Origin of the sequence: Rhodoferax ferrireducens, assembly GCF_049302455.1 — a bacterium.
GTDB lineage: Bacteria > Pseudomonadota > Gammaproteobacteria > Burkholderiales > Burkholderiaceae_C > Rhodoferax > Rhodoferax ferrireducens_B.
On sequence record NZ_JBAQMD010000005.1, the window covers coordinates 1 to 18,033 of the forward strand.

At 61.7% G+C, this 18,033-nt stretch carries 16 protein-coding genes and 1 pseudogene; 5 read left to right on the plus strand and 12 right to left on the minus strand.

Going from position 1 to position 18,033, the window contains the following annotated elements; genetic code table 11:
* Positions 1–101: 101 nt before the first annotated feature.
* A complete protein-coding gene (locus tag WA157_RS00355; RefSeq protein WP_422619048.1) occupies positions 102–593 on the minus strand; it encodes a CNP1-like family protein in 492 nt (163 codons plus the stop codon).
* Positions 583–1,224 carry an RNA pyrophosphohydrolase gene (locus WA157_RS00360; RefSeq protein WP_422619049.1) on the minus strand — a complete coding sequence of 214 codons (642 nt, stop codon included), beginning with the start codon at positions 1,222–1,224 and terminating at the stop codon, positions 583–585. Before WA157_RS00360 ends, WA157_RS00355 begins: the two co-directional genes overlap by 11 nt.
* Positions 1,225–1,316: 92 nt before the next feature.
* Here WA157_RS00360 and WA157_RS00365 point away from each other — a divergent pair, with 92 nt between their 5' ends.
* Both WA157_RS00365 and WA157_RS00370 read left to right on the plus strand, forming a co-directional pair.
* Positions 1,317–3,059, plus strand: a complete 1,743-nt coding sequence (locus tag WA157_RS00365; protein ID WP_422619050.1) for a proline--tRNA ligase — start codon at positions 1,317–1,319, stop codon at positions 3,057–3,059.
* A gap of 8 nt (positions 3,060–3,067) precedes the next feature.
* Positions 3,068–3,691 carry a lytic transglycosylase domain-containing protein gene (locus WA157_RS00370; protein ID WP_422619051.1) on the plus strand — a complete coding sequence of 208 codons (624 nt, stop codon included), beginning with the start codon at positions 3,068–3,070 and terminating at the stop codon, positions 3,689–3,691.
* A gap of 5 nt (positions 3,692–3,696) precedes the next feature.
* Here the strand turns inward: WA157_RS00370 and grxD are convergent, their stop codons facing one another.
* Complete coding sequence (grxD, locus tag WA157_RS00375) at positions 3,697–4,023, minus strand: Grx4 family monothiol glutaredoxin (protein ID WP_422619052.1); 327 nt, start codon at positions 4,021–4,023, stop codon at positions 3,697–3,699.
* Between the two features lie 256 nt (positions 4,024–4,279).
* Between grxD and WA157_RS00380 the strand changes: the two are divergent.
* Positions 4,280–4,755, plus strand: a pseudogene (locus WA157_RS00380) (FKBP-type peptidyl-prolyl cis-trans isomerase).
* Between the two features lie 116 nt (positions 4,756–4,871).
* On the opposite strand, the gene WA157_RS00385 reads toward WA157_RS00380, so the two are convergent.
* The 4 genes from WA157_RS00385 to hemA form a co-directional block, all read right to left on the minus strand.
* Entirely contained in the window at positions 4,872–5,465 is a 594-nt protein-coding gene (locus WA157_RS00385; protein WP_422619053.1) for a DUF502 domain-containing protein, read from the minus strand.
* Positions 5,466–5,567: 102 nt separating this feature from the next.
* On the minus strand, positions 5,568–6,410 hold the full coding sequence (gene prmC / locus WA157_RS00390; RefSeq protein WP_422619054.1) for a peptide chain release factor N(5)-glutamine methyltransferase: 843 nt from the start codon (positions 6,408–6,410) through the stop codon (positions 5,568–5,570).
* Between the two features lie 81 nt (positions 6,411–6,491).
* On the minus strand, positions 6,492–7,616 hold the full coding sequence (prfA, locus tag WA157_RS00395; RefSeq protein WP_422619055.1) for a peptide chain release factor 1: 1,125 nt from the start codon (positions 7,614–7,616) through the stop codon (positions 6,492–6,494).
* 117 nt (positions 7,617–7,733) lie between these two features.
* A complete protein-coding gene (gene hemA / locus WA157_RS00400) occupies positions 7,734–8,993 on the minus strand; it encodes a glutamyl-tRNA reductase (protein WP_422619056.1) in 1,260 nt (419 codons plus the stop codon).
* 110 nt (positions 8,994–9,103) lie between these two features.
* On the opposite strand from hemA, the gene WA157_RS00405 reads away from it, so the two are divergent.
* Complete coding sequence (locus WA157_RS00405; protein ID WP_422619063.1) at positions 9,104–9,343, plus strand: hypothetical protein; 240 nt, start codon at positions 9,104–9,106, stop codon at positions 9,341–9,343.
* A gap of 16 nt (positions 9,344–9,359) precedes the next feature.
* Here the strand turns inward: WA157_RS00405 and ugpQ are convergent, their stop codons facing one another.
* The 5 genes from ugpQ to ugpB form a co-directional block, all read right to left on the minus strand.
* The gene (ugpQ, locus tag WA157_RS00410; RefSeq protein WP_422619057.1) at positions 9,360–10,145 is read right to left on the minus strand and encodes a glycerophosphodiester phosphodiesterase; all 786 of its coding nucleotides are present in this window, start codon (positions 10,143–10,145) and stop codon (positions 9,360–9,362) included.
* A gap of 11 nt (positions 10,146–10,156) precedes the next feature.
* Positions 10,157–11,194 carry a sn-glycerol-3-phosphate import ATP-binding protein UgpC gene (locus WA157_RS00415; RefSeq protein ID WP_422619058.1) on the minus strand — a complete coding sequence of 346 codons (1,038 nt, stop codon included), beginning with the start codon at positions 11,192–11,194 and terminating at the stop codon, positions 10,157–10,159.
* A gap of 65 nt (positions 11,195–11,259) precedes the next feature.
* Positions 11,260–12,111, minus strand: a complete 852-nt coding sequence (ugpE, locus tag WA157_RS00420; protein WP_422619059.1) for a sn-glycerol-3-phosphate ABC transporter permease UgpE — start codon at positions 12,109–12,111, stop codon at positions 11,260–11,262.
* 15 nt (positions 12,112–12,126) lie between these two features.
* The gene (ugpA, locus tag WA157_RS00425; protein WP_422619060.1) at positions 12,127–13,008 is read right to left on the minus strand and encodes a sn-glycerol-3-phosphate ABC transporter permease UgpA; all 882 of its coding nucleotides are present in this window, start codon (positions 13,006–13,008) and stop codon (positions 12,127–12,129) included.
* Positions 13,009–13,018: 10 nt separating this feature from the next.
* Positions 13,019–14,326: a sn-glycerol-3-phosphate ABC transporter substrate-binding protein UgpB gene (ugpB, locus tag WA157_RS00430; RefSeq protein ID WP_422619061.1), complete on the minus strand. Its 1,308-nt coding sequence runs from the start codon at positions 14,324–14,326 to the stop codon at positions 13,019–13,021.
* A 233-nt stretch (positions 14,327–14,559) separates the two neighbouring features.
* Between ugpB and WA157_RS00435 the strand changes: the two genes are divergently transcribed.
* Positions 14,560–18,033, plus strand: a 3,474-nt coding sequence (locus WA157_RS00435; protein WP_422619062.1) for a DUF3683 domain-containing protein, incomplete at its 3' end; no start/stop codon positions are given.

Sequence of the window (18,033 nt, forward strand, 5' to 3'; positions counted from 1 at the left end):
CCCCTTCGACAGGCTCAGGGCGAACGGTTTCATCATTCGGGGCGGTTGCCGAGCCATGAGAGTTAGAGCGGCTGGCCTCGTCTGTGGCCCCTGTGCCACCTTTACTGGGACACTGGGTTTTTCAGCGCCCTGACGATGTCTGCCACCGAGTTGCCGGCCGTCGAGCGTCCTTGGCAAGCCCCTTGCCGGGCCAGCGCCATCGCATGGGGGGAGGGTAGGTTGTCATTGAGTCCCTGCCACTGGGGGTCCTTGACGGCAGACCAATGGCCGCTGGGGCTGTAGCGGGCATAGGTTTTGACTTCACCGCTGGCGCACCGAATGCCCTCATACATGGCGTTGACCGAGCCGCTGGCATTGGTTGCCACCATCACGTAGCGCACGATGCCCTCCGGCGTAATGGTCAAAGTGGCCGGATCCACACCAAACTTCAAGGTCACGTAGCGCGGCATGTCGATGGCGATCAATTGCTTGGTATTGAACGCGGGGGGTGGCGGTGCCTCGCTTTCTTTCCAGTCGGGGTCGTCCACCATCTGGGCGGCCGCGCCAAATGCCAGCCATGCCAGGCCAAGCCAGAAAAGATTGTTAAATTTCATGTGTCTTTCCGCTGGCATCAAGGCCATAGCTGGTCTCTGGATTGGGCTCGAATGAACCGCCGGGTGGGAGTTCAAAATTGGTGCCTGGTATGGCCTCAAACGTCATCTCCTGCTCGTGCGGGCGCACACCCTGGCGCAAGAAGCGGCTTCTGAGCTCATTGCGCGGCAAATAGCGGGCCAACTCGGTCAGGGCGATTTCGTAGACGCCGCGCTTGAACTCCACCACGGCGTCCAGCGGCACCCAGTAGTCGTTCCAGCGCCAGGCATCGAACTCGGGGTGGTCGGTGGCGCGCAGGTTCAAATCCCAGTCGTGGCCTACCAGTTGCAGCAAGAACCAGATTTGCTTCTGGCCTTTGTAAAAGCCGCGCGCATCGCGGCGAATGTATCGGTCCGGCACCTCATAACGCAACCAGTCTCGGGTGCGGGCAACGATGCGAATGTGCTCCCGCAAGAGCCCCACTTCTTCGTGCAGTTCGCGAATCATGGCCTGTTCCGGCGTTTCGCCCCGGTCAATGCCGCCCTGCGGAAACTGCCAGGAGTGCGTACGAATTCGCTTGCCCCAAAACACCTGATTTTTCTGGTTGAGCAGGACGATGCCGACGTTGGGCCTAAAGCCTTCGCGGTCAAGCATAATCAAACCCCAATTTTTAAATTGCGTCCATTATGCACAGCATACGCTGCGCTTCAAGGGGCGAAGCCCTTAGTAATTCCCGGATTTTTGCCATGAAAGCCTCTCAATTCTTTATTTCCACTCTCAAGGAAGCCCCGGCCGACGCCGAAGTGGTCAGCCACAAGCTGATGACGCGCGCCGGCATGATCAAAAAACTGGGCGCGGGCATCTACAGCCTGATGCCCATGGGCTTGCGCGTGGTGCGCAAGGTGGAGCAGATCGTGCGCGAGGAAATGAACCGCGCCGGGGCGGTGGAGCTGAGCATGCCGGTGGTACAGCCGGCCGAACTGTGGCAGGAGACCGGCCGCTTCGAGAGCAACGGCCCGGAGTTGCTGCGCATCAAAGACCGTCATGGCCGCGATTTCGTGGTGCAACCCACCAGCGAAGAAGTGGTGACGGATATTGCGCGCCAGGAGATCAAAAGCTACAGGCAACTGCCGAAGAACCTGTACCAGATCCAGACCAAGTTCCGCGACGAACGCCGGCCGCGCTTTGGCCTGATGCGCGGGCGTGAATTCATCATGAAAGACGCTTACAGCTTTGACCGCGACCAAGCCTCGGCCAAGGCCAGCTACCAGGTCATGGCCGCAGCTTATCGGCGGATTTTTGACCGTTTTGGCTTGAGCTACCGTGCCGTGGCGGCCGACAGCGGCACCATTGGTGGCGATTTGAGCGAAGAGTTCCAGGTGATTGCGGCGACCGGCGAAGATGCCATCGTCTACTGCCCCAGCAGCGACTATGCCGCCAACATGGAAAAAGCCGAGGCGCTCATCCCCAGCGGGCCACGGCCAGCTCCAAAGCAGGCCTTTGCCAAGACCGCCACGCCGGGCAAAAGTACCTGTGCCGATGTGGCCGAGCTGTTGCAGGTGCCCTTGCAGCACACTGTCAAATCCCTGGTCCTGGCTACCGACACGCTGAACAAGGAAGGCGCGACCGTCAAGACTCAAATCTGGCTGTTGCTGCTGCGCGGCGACCACGACATGAACGAGGTCAAGGTCGGCAAGCTGCCCGGCCTGGCTGCTTTCCGCTTTGCCACCGTGCCTGAAATTGAAGCGCACTTTGGCTGCCAGCCCGGCTACCTGGGCCCGATGGGCTTGCGCAAGCCGGTCCAGCTCGTGGTGGATCGCGAGGTGGCGCTCATGAGCGACTGGATTTGCGGCGCCAACGAACCGGACTTTCACATCACCGGCGTCAACTGGGGTCGCGACCTGCCTGAACCCGCGCTGGTGGCGGACCTCCGCAATGTGGTGGCGGGCGATGCCTCGCCTGACGGCCAGGGTGTGCTGGCGATCGAGCGCGGTATTGAAATCGGCCATGTGTTCTATCTGGGCACCAAATACAGCCAGGCCATGAACGCGACTTTTCTGGACGTCAACGGCAAGCCGCAGTTCATGGAAATGGGCTGCTACGGCATCGGCATCACGCGCCTGCCAGCCGCTGCCATTGAGCAAAACCATGACGAGCGCGGCATCATCTGGCCGGACGCGCTGGCGCCCTTTACCGTCGTGCTGTGCCCGATCAGCCCGGAGCGTTTCCCGGATGTCAAGGCGGCTTCCGACAAGCTGTATGCCGAGCTGCTGGCCGCCGGTGTCGATGTGATTCTGGACGACCGCGGCGAGCGCCCGGGCGCGATGTTTGCCGACTGGGAGTTGATCGGCGTGCCGCACCGCGTCACGATTGGCGACCGGGGGCTGAAAGCGGGCGAGGTGGAATACCAGCATCGCCGCGACAGCGCCGCCACGACGGTCGCTGTGACGGCGATATTCAGCCTGCTCCAGGCCAAACTGAAGGCCTGATATTGCCTGTGCCAGCGCCCCTGATTTCAAGAAGAAACAGCCTCTCGTCCCTGCTGGCAGGGCTTGGGCTGCTATTGATTCATGGGCAGTCAGAGGCTGGCCGTCAGGTTGAGGAACCCCTGGTGGACTCGGTGCGCAGCGCGTTAAGTTCCGCGATTGCCAACCACGCGCCGCCCGTGCCGGAATTCCCGGATACCGAATCGCGCCTCGTCTACCTGCGCTGGCTGGGGGCCATGAGTGATCGGCTGCGCAAAAACAAGCCGGACTGGAACGTGCGCAGCGAGTTTCTGCAAACGCTCTGGTACGAGAGTCGCCGTGCCGGGCTTGACCCGGCGCTGGTGCTGGGCCTGGTGCAAGTGGAGAGCAACTTCCGCAAGTTCGCCGTCAGCAGCGTCGGCGCCCGCGGCTACATGCAGGTGATGCCGTTCTGGACCCGGCTGCTGGGCGATGGTGATGCCGGCAAGCTGTTTCACATGCAGACCAATTTGCGCTTTGGCTGCGTCATCCTGCGCCACTACCTGGACCGCGAACGCGGCGACCTGTTTCTGGCGCTGGGCCGGTACAACGGTTCCCGCGGCCAGGCGCCGTACCCGAACGCCGTGTTCGGTGCCACTCGGCGGTGGCAAAGCTGAACGGATTAACTGGCTTTGGCCGCCAGCGCTTGCTGCAGTTCCCCGTTCTGGTACATCTCCATCATGATGTCGGCACCACCGATGAACTCGCCCTTGATGTAGAGCTGGGGGATGGTCGGCCAGTTGCTGTAGTCCTTGATGCCGGCACGAATCTCTTCGTCTTCCAGCACGTTGACGGTCTTGAGTGTCTTGGGGTCGACGCCACAGGCCTGCAAAATCTGGATGGCCCGGCCTGAGAAGCCACACTGGGGAAAGCTGGCGTTGCCCTTCATGAAAAGCAGGACCTCGTTGGATTTCACCAGGTCGTCAATGCGTTGTTGTGTGTCGCTCATGTCAGATAAGTCCTTGGAAAAGAGGGCCTGATTATTTCACCTTCGCGCGCGCCTCCGTTCGGGTAACCCTGCAAGGTACATGGGTTGTGCCTGGATGCTACTAAATAAAGAGTTGCTCGCGCACTGTCCACGGGGGCTGGAAGCAAATTTCACATAGACGCCGCGACTGCCCAGCCGTGCGCATCCAGTTTTGGTTCGATCTGTCAATGGGCGAGAATCACACCCCGATCATCACGTTAGCAACTCAGGCACACCTATGAAAATCGAAAAAGACACTGCCGTCACCTTGCGTTACAAGGTGGCTGATGCCAATGGCAAACTGCTTGAGCAAAGCAGTGAGCCGATGGTCTACCTGCATGGCGGCTACGACAACACGTTTCCTAAGCTGGAAGCGGCCCTGGAAGGAAAAATGCCCGGCTTTCAGACCACACTGGACCTGCAGCCGCAGGACGCCTTCGGTTTACGCGACGAGGGCCTGGTGCAGACCATCCCCAAGACCCAGTTCCCGCCGGTGTCAAGGTGGGCGGGCAACTGCAAGGCCGTGGCGAGGACGGGCAAGCGCACATGTTCACTGTCATGAAGATCAAGGGCGACAAGGTCATGCTGGACGGCAATCACCCGATGGCCGGCAAGGCCTTGCGGTTGAGCGTCACCGTGATGGAAGTTCGCGCCGCCACCGAGGAAGAGATTACACATCGCCATGTGCATGGCGAGCATGGGCACCACCACTGAGCAGGATAAACGGAGCGTGAAGAAGGTGTCTGCCGCCTTCACGGTGGCGTCAGCGTACCACCAGGCGTGTCAGGATTGCATCGGGAACGCGCGTGCGTGTCCCAAGGCCGAACCTCCTATGAACTGTCGGTCCGGTTGGCTGCCATCCAGGCGATCAGTGTGGAGCGCATGGCCTCTTCGACCGACATCTCGATCGGCTCAATCCAGCTGCGCGGCACAAACAGGGTATAGCCGCCAATCATGTAGCCCATCGGCAGGTACACGGCCACCGGGTCGCCCTGCGCCATGCCTGCGGGCAGGCCCTGCATGTTTTGGCGCGTCACCAGGCCGACGATAGACATTTCGTGGCCTGGCATGCGCAGAATGACGACCTGCTGGCTGTCATTTTGGTGCGGCGCGAAAAAGTCAGCGAAGCTCTTGAGCGAGGAATAGATACTTTTCACCACGGGCAGGTTGGTGAATGGCAGTTCCACCCAGGACATCAGCCGCGCCGTGAACGGCTGCGAGACCAGGAAACCGACCCCCACGATCAGGGCCAGACTCAGCACAATACCGAGCCCGGGCAGGTAAAAATCGCCGATGACGGGGCGTATTACGCGCATGGCCATGGAATCGATCCAGAACACAAACAGGTAAAACACATAGACCGTCAGGCCCACGGGCAGGATCGCGATCAGACCACGAAAAAAGTATTGGTAGAGGCGTTTCATCAAGGCGTTTGGTCAAGCGCCGCGGTCACAGTTGACGCGCTGGCTGTGTGCCAGCATAGCAGTCGGGTGGCGCTGACGCAAATTGTCAGCAAGCTCCCGATATCAGACTCGTGCTGTCCGCCCGCCGCTGCAGCGTTCAATGCCGCTCAAATCGCGCCGTGACTGCACGTCATGCAGGCCGGCGTCCAGCAACAGGGCGCGCACCGCCGCCGCCTGGTCGTAGCCGTGTTCCAGCAGCAGCCAGCCGCCAGGATTCAAATGGGCCGGGGCCTGGGTGATGATCTGGCGGATGTCATCCAGGCCGTCGGCGCCGCTGGCCAAGGCTTGCAGCGGCTCAAAGGCGAGGGCGTCCAGGTGCTTGTCCTGCGCGGCCACGTAGGGCGGGTTGGAGACGATGGCGTCAAAACGGGCGTCCGGCTGTGCCAGGCCGGCCAACCACGCCCCCTGGCTGAACTGCACCGCCAGTCCCAGACGCTGGGCGTTGGCCCGCGCCACGGCCAGTGCGTCTGCGCTGTAGTCAATTGCGCTCACGCCCAGCTCAGGCCGCGTTGCCTTCAGCGCCAGCGCGATGGCGCCGCTGCCGGTGCCGAGGTCGAGCACGGTGAACGCAGCACTGGTTGGGGCCTGCAGCACGTCCAGCGCCCATTCCACCAGCGTCTCCGTGTCGGGTCGCGGCACCAGCACACGGGCGTCCACCGCCAGGTCCAGGCCAAAAAACTCCTGCTGGCCGGTGATATAGGCCAGCGGTTCACTGGCGGCGCGGCGCTGCACCCAGGTGTCGAACGCGGCTTGCGCGCCTGGCGGCAGTTCGTCCGTGTCGTGGGCCAGCAGCCAGGCCCGCTCCTGGGCCGGCTTGCCGAGCGCGTGCAGCAAGAGCAACTGCGCGTCGAGCCGGTCCAGGCCGCGGGACTGGGCTTGAAGCAGCGCTTGCGAGAGGGTCAGCATGGTCAATTGCTATAAAAAATATAGCTGTTTAGGCAGATTGGACGGGGGCTACAGGCCAGTTCTTCATATAAAAAAGCTGAATCAAGCGCCCGCGCCCAGTTCCAGCGCTGCCAGCTGCTGCGCCGCCTCGAAAGCTTGCAGCGCCTGCACCACGTCGTCGAGGTCGCCCTCCATGATGGTCAGCAGCTTGTACAGCGTCAGGTTGATGCGGTGGTCGGTCAGGCGCCCTTGCGGAAAGTTGTAGGTGCGGATGCGGTCGCTGCGGTCGCCGCTGCCAATCAGCCCCTTGCGCTCGGCGGCGTCCTTGGCCGCGCGCTCGCTACGGTCTTTTTCATGGATACGGGCGGTGAGTACTTTGAGCGCCTGCGCCTTGTTGCTGTGCTGGCTGCGCCCGTCCTGGCACTCGGCCACGATGCCGGTCGGCAGGTGGGTGATGCGCACGGCTGAGTCGGTCTTGTTGATGTGCTGACCGCCCGCGCCGCTGGCGCGGTAGGTGTCGATGCGCAGGTCGGCCGGGTTGATCTGGATCGTCACCGCTTCATCGGGCTCGGCCAGTACCGCCACGGTGCAGGCGCTGGTGTGAATGCGGCCTTGCGTTTCGGTGACCGGCACGCGCTGCACGCGGTGGCCGCCGGACTCGAACTTGAGCGCGCCGTAGACACCGCCACCGGAGGGGTCGTCACCTGCCCGGCCTTCGATCTTGATCACCACTTCCTTGTAGCCCCCGAGTTCGCTGGGGGACTCGCTGATGATCTCGGCCTTCCAGCCCCGGCGTTCGCAGTAACGCGTGTACATGCGCAGCAAATCGGCGGCAAACAGGGCCGATTCGTCACCGCCGGTGCCGGCGCGGATTTCAACGAAGGCGTTGCGTGCGTCATCCGGGTCCTTGGGCAGCAGCATGCGTTGCAGCTCGTTTTCAAGTTTCTGCAATTCGGCATTGGTGCTGTCGATTTCTTCTTGCGCCATGGCCGTCATGTCGGGGTCGTCGACCGAACCACGCAGCAGTTCCTGGGCGCCGCTCAGGTCGGCTTCCAGTTGTTGGTAGCGCGCCCAGCGGCTTGCCACGGCGCCGACTTCCGTGTGCTCGCGCGACAGCAGCAGAAACTGCTTCATGTCTTGCATGATGTCCTCGCGCGAGAGCAAAAATTCGAGCTCACCCAGGCGGTCGGTGTAGCGTGCAAGTTGTTGGCGGAGAAAAGGTTTCATTGGGGCAATGGTGTGGTTCTTCGGCGGGCAACTTCGCCCGGCTGGGTTCGAACGGTGTGGGGAGCGTCGTGCCCAAGGGGCGACAGCGCGCCGGGCGCAAGCCCTGGAGCAGCGCCGCTAACGCTCTTTGCGCAAGAAGAAGTGCTGGATGGCGGCGCTGGCCCGCTCACGCGCGGCGGTGTCGCTGGCTCGCAACTCCGTCATGGCGCCGTGCAGCATTTTTTGCGTCAGGCCTTTGGAGAGCGCTTCGAGCACGGCCTCGACATCCTCGCCTTTGGCCAGCAGCTTGCGCGCGCGCGCCAATTCTGCCGCACGCCATTCGTCGGCCTGGGCATTGAGTTGCTGGATCAAAGGTACCGAGCCGCGCTGATCGACCCAGTGCATGAAACTCAGCACCCCGGCGTCCACAATCGCCTCGGCCTGCGCCACGGCGGCTTGACGGCTGGCCTGCGCGGTCTGCACCACGCTGGCCAGGTCGTCCACGGTGTACAGGTACACGTCTTCGAGCGCCTTGACTTCGATCTCGATGTCGCGCGGCACCGCCAGGTCAACCATGAACATGGGACGGCGTTTGCGCCGCTTCAAAGCCCGCTCCACCGCGCCCAGGCCGATGATCGGCAGCGTGCTGGCGGTGCAGCTCACCACCGCGTCAAATTCATGCAAGCGATCGGGCAAGTCCGCCAGGCGCATGACCTCCGCCCCAAAGCGGCTGGCCAGTTTCTCGCCGTTCTCCAGCGAGCGGTTGGCAATGGCGATGGCTTTGGGGCTTTTGGCCGCAAAGTGGGTGGCGCACAGCTCGATCATCTCGCCTGCGCCGACAAACAGAATCTTCACCTGGCCCAGGTCTTCAAACAGCTGAGCGGCCAGGCGCACGGCGGCGGCGGCCATGCTGATGGAGTGGGCGCCGATCTCGGTCGAGCTGCGCACCTCTTTGGCGACGGCAAAGGAGCGCTGGAACAGTTGGCTCAAGGTGTTGCCCAGCGCACCGGCGGCTTCGGCCGCGCGTACCGCGTTTTTGATTTGACCCAGAATCTGGGTCTCGCCCAGCACCATGGAGTCGAGCCCGCTGGCGACCCGAAAGGCGTGGCGCGCGGCCAGATCGTCTTGCAGGGTGTAGGAGTGGGTGCGCAGCAGGGCCGAGGAGACGCCCCCGGTCTGGGCCAGCCAGTCCAGCGTGTGCTCCAGCTCGGGTTTTTCACCGGCGCAATAAATCTCGGTCCGGTTGCAGGTGGAAATCAGTGCCGCCTCTGGCTGGCGAGACAGTGAGCCGCGCAAGGCCCGCAAGGTAGGCTCGACCTGATCGAGGGCGAACGCGAAGCGACCGCGCAGATCAAGCGGCGCGGTCGTGTGATTGATGCCCAAAGTCCAGACTGCCATGGGGCGATTATAAAATCATCGCGCGTCCGCAAAGGCCCGAACTTTTTTTCACTTCCCTGGACCCGTTATTGATGGACCCGCTTGCCCTTCTGAATCACCTGTTGAATTTCATGGCCCCGGCGTTGTGGCTGGCCGTGCTGATGACGCTGGCTGCGCGTTTTTTTATGAAAAAAAGACCTGCAGCCCTCTCCCTGTATGCGCAAGCAGCTATTAATTTTGTAGTGTCGGCGACCGTGCTGGCGCTTGGTTTGTGGTTATGGGGTGATGACGGCAAGATGGTCACTTACAGCGCCATGGCGCTGCTGTGCGCCAGCAGCCAGTGGCTGATGCGCCGCGCTTGGCAGCCTTAGTTGCCGTTCAAGTTGCTCAGGGCTGGCGCGCCGGGGCGAACCAGTCCACCCGGTCGGTGATCAGGCCATCAGTCCCCAGGTCGATCAGGCGCTGCGCTTGTGAGGGGTCGTTCACGGTGTAGCTCAGGGTGCGCAGTCCCGCGCTGCGGGCTTGGGCCACGGTGGAAGCATCCCATAACACCTGGTCGCAGACGATGGCCACGCAGTCCAGCGACAAGGCGGTCTCCAGCCAGCCGCTCCACAGCGCGTCGAGCAGCAGCGCGCGCGGCAGTTGCGGCTGGGCGCCCTGGGCCGCTGCCAGTGCGGGCGGGGCGAACGAGCTCAGCAGCGGTGGCACGGTGGCGTCAGCCCAGAGACGGGCGGCATGGTTTGCCACGGCCGCGCCGGTCTGGTGTTCGAGTCCCGGCGTGGGTTTGATCTCGATGTTCAGAAAATAGCCGTTGGCGAGGCAAAAACGGGCAATATTTTCGAAACTGGCGAGCGGCTCGCCGGCAAAAGCACGCGAATGCCAGCTGCCTGCGTCCAGCTGGGCCAAGGCGCTCCAGAGGTGATCGCCGCCGACCGCACTCCGGCCTGCTTCCAACAGCTCACGCGCATTGGTGGTGCGCACCAAGGTGTCGTCGTGCAGCAGGAAAGGCACGCCATCCAGACTCAGCTTGACGTCGCACTCAAACATGCGGTAACCGTGTCTGGCTCCGGTACGAAAAGCGGCCAGTGTGTTTTCGGGCGCTAGTTTGCCGGCGCCCCGGTGGGCGATCCAGCGCGGGTAGGGCCAGGGGGGGCGTGTGTCTTGCGTTGTCATGGTGGGCGCGCTCAGGGTTGGGCGCCGGCGGACTCCCGGCGTTTGCCGGTGCTGGCGTCAAACCAGTGCAGCTTGTCGGCGCGCGGGGTGACGTGCAGGGTGCTGCCCAGGGTCGGCACGGCGTGTGATTCCTCGTTGCGGATGATGACCAACTCGTCGCCGGCGCCATGCGCCCAGCGGCCATAGACCAGTCGTTCGGCCCCCAGCATTTCGACCGCTTCCACTTGCAGCGCCCAGCCGCTGGATGCGATGTCGAGATGCTCGGGACGCACGCCGGTGATGGTGTCGGCTCTTGCGCCGGGGGCATTTTTGAGCAGGTTCATCGGCGGCGAGCCCATGAAGCCCGCGACAAAGGTGCTGGCCGGGCGGGTGTAGACCTCTTCGGGCGTGCCAAACTGTTCCATGACACCCGCGTTCATGACGATCATGCGCTGCGCCAGGGTCATGGCTTCCACCTGGTCGTGCGTCACAAAAAGCGAGGTGATGCCCAGCTCGCGGTGCAGTTTCTGGATTTCAAGCCGGGTTTGGGCGCGCAGCTTGGCGTCCAGATTGGAGAGGGGTTCGTCAAACAAAAAAACCTGCGGCTGGCGCACGATGGCGCGGCCCATGGCGACACGCTGGCGCTGGCCACCTGAGAGCTCGCGCGGCTTGCGGTGCAAAAACGGGCCAATCTCAAGGATTTTGGCGGCCTTGTCCACCCGTGTCTTGATCTCGTCGACTGGAACTTTCGCGATTTTGAGCCCATAAGCCATGTTGTCGAACACGCTCATGTGCGGGTACAGGGCGTAGTTCTGGAACACCATGGCGATGTCGCGCTCGGAGGGCTCCAGCTTGTTGACGACCCGGTTGCCAATGGAAATGTCGCCGCTGGTGATTTCTTCCAGGCCCGCCACCATGCGCAACAGCGTGGACTTGCCGCAGCCGGAGGGGCCGACGATGACGACAAATTCGCCATCCAGAATCTCGGCGCTGATGCCATGGATGACCGGGGTGGCGGTTTTGCCGTGCCCATAGCGTTTGGTGACGTTTTTTAGAGTAATTGAAGCCATAGTTTTAATCAGTTGGCGACAGAGCAGATTTGCTGCGCAAATCCTGGTCTGTCCCGCAAGCACGTTTATTTTTCTGTATCCACCAGCCCTTTGACAAACCATTTCTGCATCAGCATCACCACCAGGGCAGGTGGAATCATGGCCAGCACGGCGGTGGCCATGACGATGTTCCATTGCATCTCGGAGTCGCCACCGGAGATCATGCGTTTGATGCCGATCACCACCGGGTACATGTCCTCGCTGGTGGTGACGAGCAGCGGCCACAGGTACTGATTCCAGCCGTAAATGAACTGGATGACAAACAGCGCCGCAATGCTGGTGGCAGACAGCGGCACCAGCACGTCCTTGAAAAACCGCATCGGCCCGGCGCCGTCCATGCGCGCGGCCTCCACCAGCTCTTCCGGCACGGTCAGGAAAAACTGCCGGAACAAAAAGGTGGCGGTGGCCGAGGCGATCAGTGGGATCGTCAGGCCCGCATAGCTGTTGAGCATGCCCAGGTCTGACACCACTTTGTACGTCGGGCCAATGCGCACCTCTACCGGCAGCATCAGCGTGATGAAGATGGCCCAGAAGAAAAACATGCGCCCGGGAAAGCGAAAGTACACGATGGCAAAGGCAGACAGCAGCGAGATGGCGATCTTGCCAATGGCGATGATCAACGCGGAGATCAGGCTCACCACCATCATCTGCCCGACCGGCGCTTTGGAGCCCGAGCCACCGCCTGTGCCGTTCCAGGCGGCGGTGTAGTTTTCAATCAGATGCCCGCCCGGCAGCAGCGGCATGGGGGTTTGCACAATGGCCTGCGAAGTCTGTGTGGAGGCGACAAACGTCAGGTACAGTGGAAACGCCACCACCAGCACGCCCAGAATCAGCACGGCGTGTGACAGCAGGGTCAGAAAAGGGCGGCGCTCAACCATGCCGGGTGACCTTCATCAGTAATTCACTTTCTTCTCGACAAAACGGAATTGCACCACGGTCAGCGCCACCACAATCACCATCAGCACCACCGACTGCGCGGCCGAGCCGCCCATGTCCATGGCCTTGAAGCCATCAAAGTAGACCTTGTAAACCAGAATGGCGGTGTCTTTGCCGGGGCCGCCCTGCGTGGCGGCGTCGATGATGGCAAAGGTGTCAAAAAACGCATAGACCATGTTGATGACCAGCAGAAAAAACGTGGTCGGCGAGAGCAGCGGGAACACCATCGTCCAGAAGCGTCGCCAGGGGCGCGCGCCGTCAATGGCGGCGGCTTCAATCAATGATTTGGGAATGCTTTGCAGGCCCGCCAAAAAGAACAAAAAGTTGTAGGAGATCTGCTTCCACACCGACGCCATCACCACCAGCGTCATGGCGTGCGTTCCGTTGAGCAAATGATTCCAGTCGATGCCGAGCGCGCGCAGCCAGTAAGACACCACGCCCACGCTGGGTGCAAACATGAACAGCCACAACACCCCGGCCACGGCAGGCGCCACTGCGTAGGGCCAGATCAGCAGGGTTTTGTACGCCAGCGCACCTTTGACGATGCGGTCCGCAAAAACTGCCAGCAGCAAGGACACACTGATGCCCAACACGGCCACCAGGGTTGAAAAAATGGCCGTGGTGTAAAACGATGCCAGGTAGGTGTCGTCGTTCCACAGGTTGCGGAAATTGTCCAGCCCGACCCAGTCGACCGAAGTGCCAAAGGCATCCGACTGCTGCACCGACTGCAGCAGGGCCTGGGCGGCTGGCCAGAAGAAAAATAGCGCAATCACGGCCACCTGGGGTGCCATCAGCACCCAGGGCAGCCATGCTGACCGGAAAAAAACGCGCTTTTCCACTTTCTAGCGCTTAGCCTTTTTTGTTGGCTTTCTCAAACCGCTCCAGCAGCTCATTGCCGCGCTTGACGATGGCGTCCAAGGCCTCTTTGGCCGATTTCTTGCCACCCCAGACCTGTTCCAGTTCTTCGTCCTCGATGGTGCGGATTTGCACATAGTTGCCCAGGCGGATGCCGCGCGACTTGTCGGTGGTCTTGCGGATCATTTGTGTAGGAGCTACATCGGTGCCCGGGTTTTCCTTGTAGAAGCCCGATTTTTCGGTCAACTGGAACGCCGCAGTGGTGACGGGCAGGTAGCCGGTGCGCTTGTGGCTGGCCGACTGCACTTCGGGGCTGGAGATGTAGGTGAAGAACTCGGCCACCCCCTTGTATTCATCAGCCTTCTTGCCAGCCATGACCCACAGGCTGGCGCCGCCAATCACGGTGTTTTGCGGCGCACCGGGCACATCCGGGTAGTAGGGCAGGGGGGCCAGACCAAAGGCGAACTTGGCATTCTTTTTGGCGTCGCCGTAGAAGCCGGACGACGTGGTGATCATCGCGCATTCGCCCGAGACAAAGCTGGTTTGGGGCACGTTGGCACGGCCCTTGTACACAAACAGGCCCTGCTTGGCCATATTTGCCAGGTTGTCGATGTGACGTACGTGCAGGGGCGAGTTGACTTTCATGCGCGCATCCATGCCGCCCAGGCCATTGCCTTTGGTGGCAAATTCCACGTTGTGCCAGGCGGAGAAGCTCTCCAGCTGGGTCCATCCCTGCCAGGCCAGCGTCAGCGGGCACTTGTGGCCGCTGGCCTTGAGCTTGGCGGCCGCCAGCGCCACTTCAGGCCAGCTGCTGGGAGCCTTGTTGGGATCCAGCCCGGCGGCTTTGAAGGCATCCTTGTTGTAATAGAAGACGGTGGTGGAGCTGTTGAAGGGAAAGCTCAACATCTCGCCGCTGGGTGCGGTGTAATAACTCGCCACGGCCGAAATGTAGGCCTTGGGGTCAAATTTCTGACCGGCATCTTTCATCACCTTGCCCACCGGGACGATGGCATTCTTGCTGGCCATCATGGTCGCGGTGCCGACTTCAAACACCTGCAGGATGTGGGGCGCATTGCCAGCGCGGAAAGCGGCTACGGCGGCGGTCATGGATTCGTCGTACTGGCCCTTGTAGGTGGGCACAATTTTGTAGTTGCTCTGGCTGGCGTTAAAGCCTTTGGCCAGGTCGTTGACCCATTCGCCGTTCACCGCAGTCATCGAGTGCCACCACTGGACCTCCGTCACAGCCTGGGCCGAAAGGGCACACGACGCTGCCAGAGCGACAGCAGCAAGTTTCAATTTCATGCGATCTCCTTGAAGTTAGGGGCCTGAGCATAGTCACGAAATGTGACCAATTTGCGGCAGAAAGATGTCAATCTGCCAAAACCTTGATTAAACCCATGTTTTTGACGCGCAGTCATCAGGGTTTCCATCAACCCAGTAGGGCAATGCTGCGCTGCGGTAACATCGTCGACCCAGCCCGGACACGATCTAATTAGCACCGCCATGCTCCCTAACGGCTGCAATCACACAACCCGATGAACGCTCCCACTCAGCTTAAGTCCTTGTTGCCCGCTGGCGCCGTTGCGCCGCATGGGCATGAACGCATTCGCGAAATTCCGTACAACTACACCTCGTTTTCTGATCGCGAAATCGTCATTCGCCTGCTGGGGGCGTCGGCCTGGGACTGGCTCAACCGCCTGCGCGACGAGCGCCGCACCGGCCGTTCAGCCCGCATGTTGTACGAGGTTCTGGGTGATATCTGGGTGGTGCAGCGCAACCCCTATTTGCAGGACGACCTGCTGGACAACCCGAAACGCCGGGTGCTGCTGGTCAACGCCCTGCACCATCGCCTCGATGAGGTGCAAAAGCGCCGCACGCCTGAGGCCGACCCCGAGCGCGACGGCCTGGTGGGCGAATTGCTCAAGGCGGCGGGGCAAGCCGTGCAGTTGTTTGACGCGTCTTTTGTCGAAACTGCCGCCTTGCGCCGTAAAACCCAGCGCGTGTTGCTGAAGTTGACCGCCAAAGACAACATCAAGTTTGATGGCCTCTCGCGTGTGAGCCACGTGACCGACGCCACCGATTGGCGCGTCGAGTACCCGTTTGTGGTGCTGACGCCCGATACCGAGGCGGAGATGGCGGGCCTGGTCAAAGGCTGCATCGAACTGGGCTTGACCATTGTCCCGCGGGGCGGCGGCACCGGTTACACCGGCGGCGCGATTCCCCTGACCTGGAAGAGCGTGGTGATCAACACCGAAAAGCTCGAAGCCATGACCGAAGTCGAGATGGTCCAGCTCCCCGGTCTGGACCAACCCGTGGCCACCGTGTGGACCGAAGCCGGCGTCGTGACCCAGCGCGTGTCGCAAGCCGCTGAGCGGGGCGGCTACGTGTTTGCGGTCGACCCGACCTCGGCCGAAGCCTCCTGCATTGGCGGCAACATCGCCATGAACGCGGGCGGCAAAAAGGCCGTCTTGTGGGGCACGTCGCTGGACAACCTGGCGAGCTGGCGCATGGTGACGCCGCAAGCCGAGTGGCTGGAGGTGACGCGTATTGGCCACAACCTGGGCAAGATTCACGACGTGGCGGTGGCCAGCTTTGAGCTGCAGTATTTCAAGGCGGACGGCAAGACGCTGATCCGCACCGAGCGGCTCGACATTCCCGGCAAAACCTTCCGCAAGGAAGGCCTGGGCAAGGATGTGACCGACAAGTTTTTGAGCGGCCTGCCGGGCATTCAAAAAGAAGGCTGCGATGGGCTGATCACCAGTGCGCGCTGGGTCGTTCACCGTATGCCGACGCACACCCGCACCGTGTGCCTGGAGTTTTTTGGCAATGCCAAGGATGCCGTGCCCAGCATTGTCGAAATCAAGGATTTCATGTTTGCCGAGCAGAAACGCTCGGGCGTGGTGCTGGCCGGGCTGGAGCATCTGGATGACCGCTATTTGAAAGCGGTGGGCTACGCCACCAAGAGCAAGCGCGGCGCCGCTTTGAGTGGTGGCGGCGTGCCCAAAATGGTATTGTTTGGCGACATCGCCGGTGATGACGCCGATGCTGTGGCACGGGTCACCAGTGAGGTGGTGCGCATTGCCAATTCACGCCACGGCGAAGGTTTTATTGCCATCAGCCCGGAAGCGCGCAAAAAGTTCTGGCTCGATCGCAAGCGCACCGCTGCCATCAGCCGACACACCAACGCCTTCAAGATCAACGAAGACGTGGTGATTCCCTTGCCGCGCATGGCCGAGTACACCGACGGCATTGAGCGCATCAACATCGAGCTCAGCTTGCGCAATAAGCTGGCGCTGTGCGACGCGCTGCAAGACTTTTTTGAGCAAGGTCATTTGCCCTTGGGCAAGCAGGACGACGCCAATGAGATTGCGTCCGCCGAGTTGCTGGAAGACCGCGTGGCACAGGCGCTGAGCCTGATTGCCGAGGTGCGCACGCTCTGGCGCGGCTGGTTGGATGACGTGGAGGCCTTGTTCCCCCCTTTGCAGGATCACAGCCTGCGCGCCAGCTGGAAGACGCAGATTCGCGCGCCACTGCAGCAGATCTTTTCCGGTGCGGCGTTCGAGCCGATTGTTCGCGAGTGCGTGGCGATTCACCAGCGCGTGCTCAAAGGCCGGGTCTGGATCGCGCTGCACATGCACGCCGGCGACGGCAATGTGCATACCAATATCCCGGTCAACAGCGATGACTACGAGATGCTGCAAGCCGCGCACGGCGCGGTCAAACGCATCATGGCCTTGGCACGCTCGCTCGACGGCGTGATCTCGGGCGAGCACGGCATTGGCATCACCAAGCTCGAATTCTTGAGCGATGAAGAGTTGCAGCCGTTCACCGACTACAAGGCCCGCGTCGACCCCGAAGGGCGCTTCAACAAGGGCAAGTTGCTGCGTGCCCCCCAAACCGTTCGCCCTGAGCCTGTCGAAGGGCTTGCGGGGGCTTCGACAGGCTCAGCCCGAACGGCGCTCGATGGTCTGCTTCGTGCCGATTTAACGAACGCCTACACCCCCAGCTTTGGCCTGATGGGGCACGAGTCGCTCATCATGCAGCAGTCAGACATTGGCGCCATCGCCGACAGCGTGAAAGACTGCCTGCGCTGCGGCAAGTGCAAGCCGGTGTGTTCCACCCATGTGCCGCGCGCCAATTTGCTCTACAGCCCGCGCGACAAGATTTTGGCGACCTCGCTCTTGGTGGAAGCGTTTTTGTACGAAGAGCAGACGCGCCGCGGCATCTCGATTCGCCATTGGCAGGAGTTTGAAGATGTGGCGGACCATTGCACGGTGTGCCACAAATGCCTGTCGCCGTGCCCGGTGAACATCGACTTTGGCGACGTCACCATGAACATGCGCAACCTGTTGCGCAAGATGGGCAAGAAGACCTTCCGCCCGGCCGGTGCCGCCGCCATGTTCATGCTCAACGCCACCAATCCCGAGACCATCAAGCTGGCGCGCGCGGTCATGACCAAGGTGGCCATCAAGGGTCAGCGCCTGGCGGCTGACCTGCTGCGCGGCCTGGCGCGCCAGCAGACCAAGGCGCCACCGGCCACGCTGGGGACGGCACCGCTGAAAGAGCAAATCATTCACTTCGTCAACAAGAAGTTGCCCGGCGGCTTGCCCAAAAAGACGGCTCGGGCCTTGCTCGATATTGAAGACAAGGACTACGTTCCCATCATCCGCAACCCGCAGTCCACCACGGCCGAGACCGAGGCGGTGTTTTATTTCCCCGGTTGCGGCTCGGAGCGTCTGTTCAGCCAGGTCGGACTGGCGACGCAGGCCATGCTGTGGCATGCCGGGGTGCAGACCGTGCTGCCACCGGGCTACCTGTGCTGCGGTTACCCGCAGCGTGGCGGCGGCGAGTTTGACAAGGCGGAGAAAATCATCACCGACAACCGGGTGCTGTTTCACCGGGTCGCCAACACCCTGAACTACCTCGACATCAAAACCGTGGTAGTGAGCTGCGGCACCTGTTATGACCAGTTGCAGGACTACGAGTTCGACAAGATTTTCCCCGGCAGC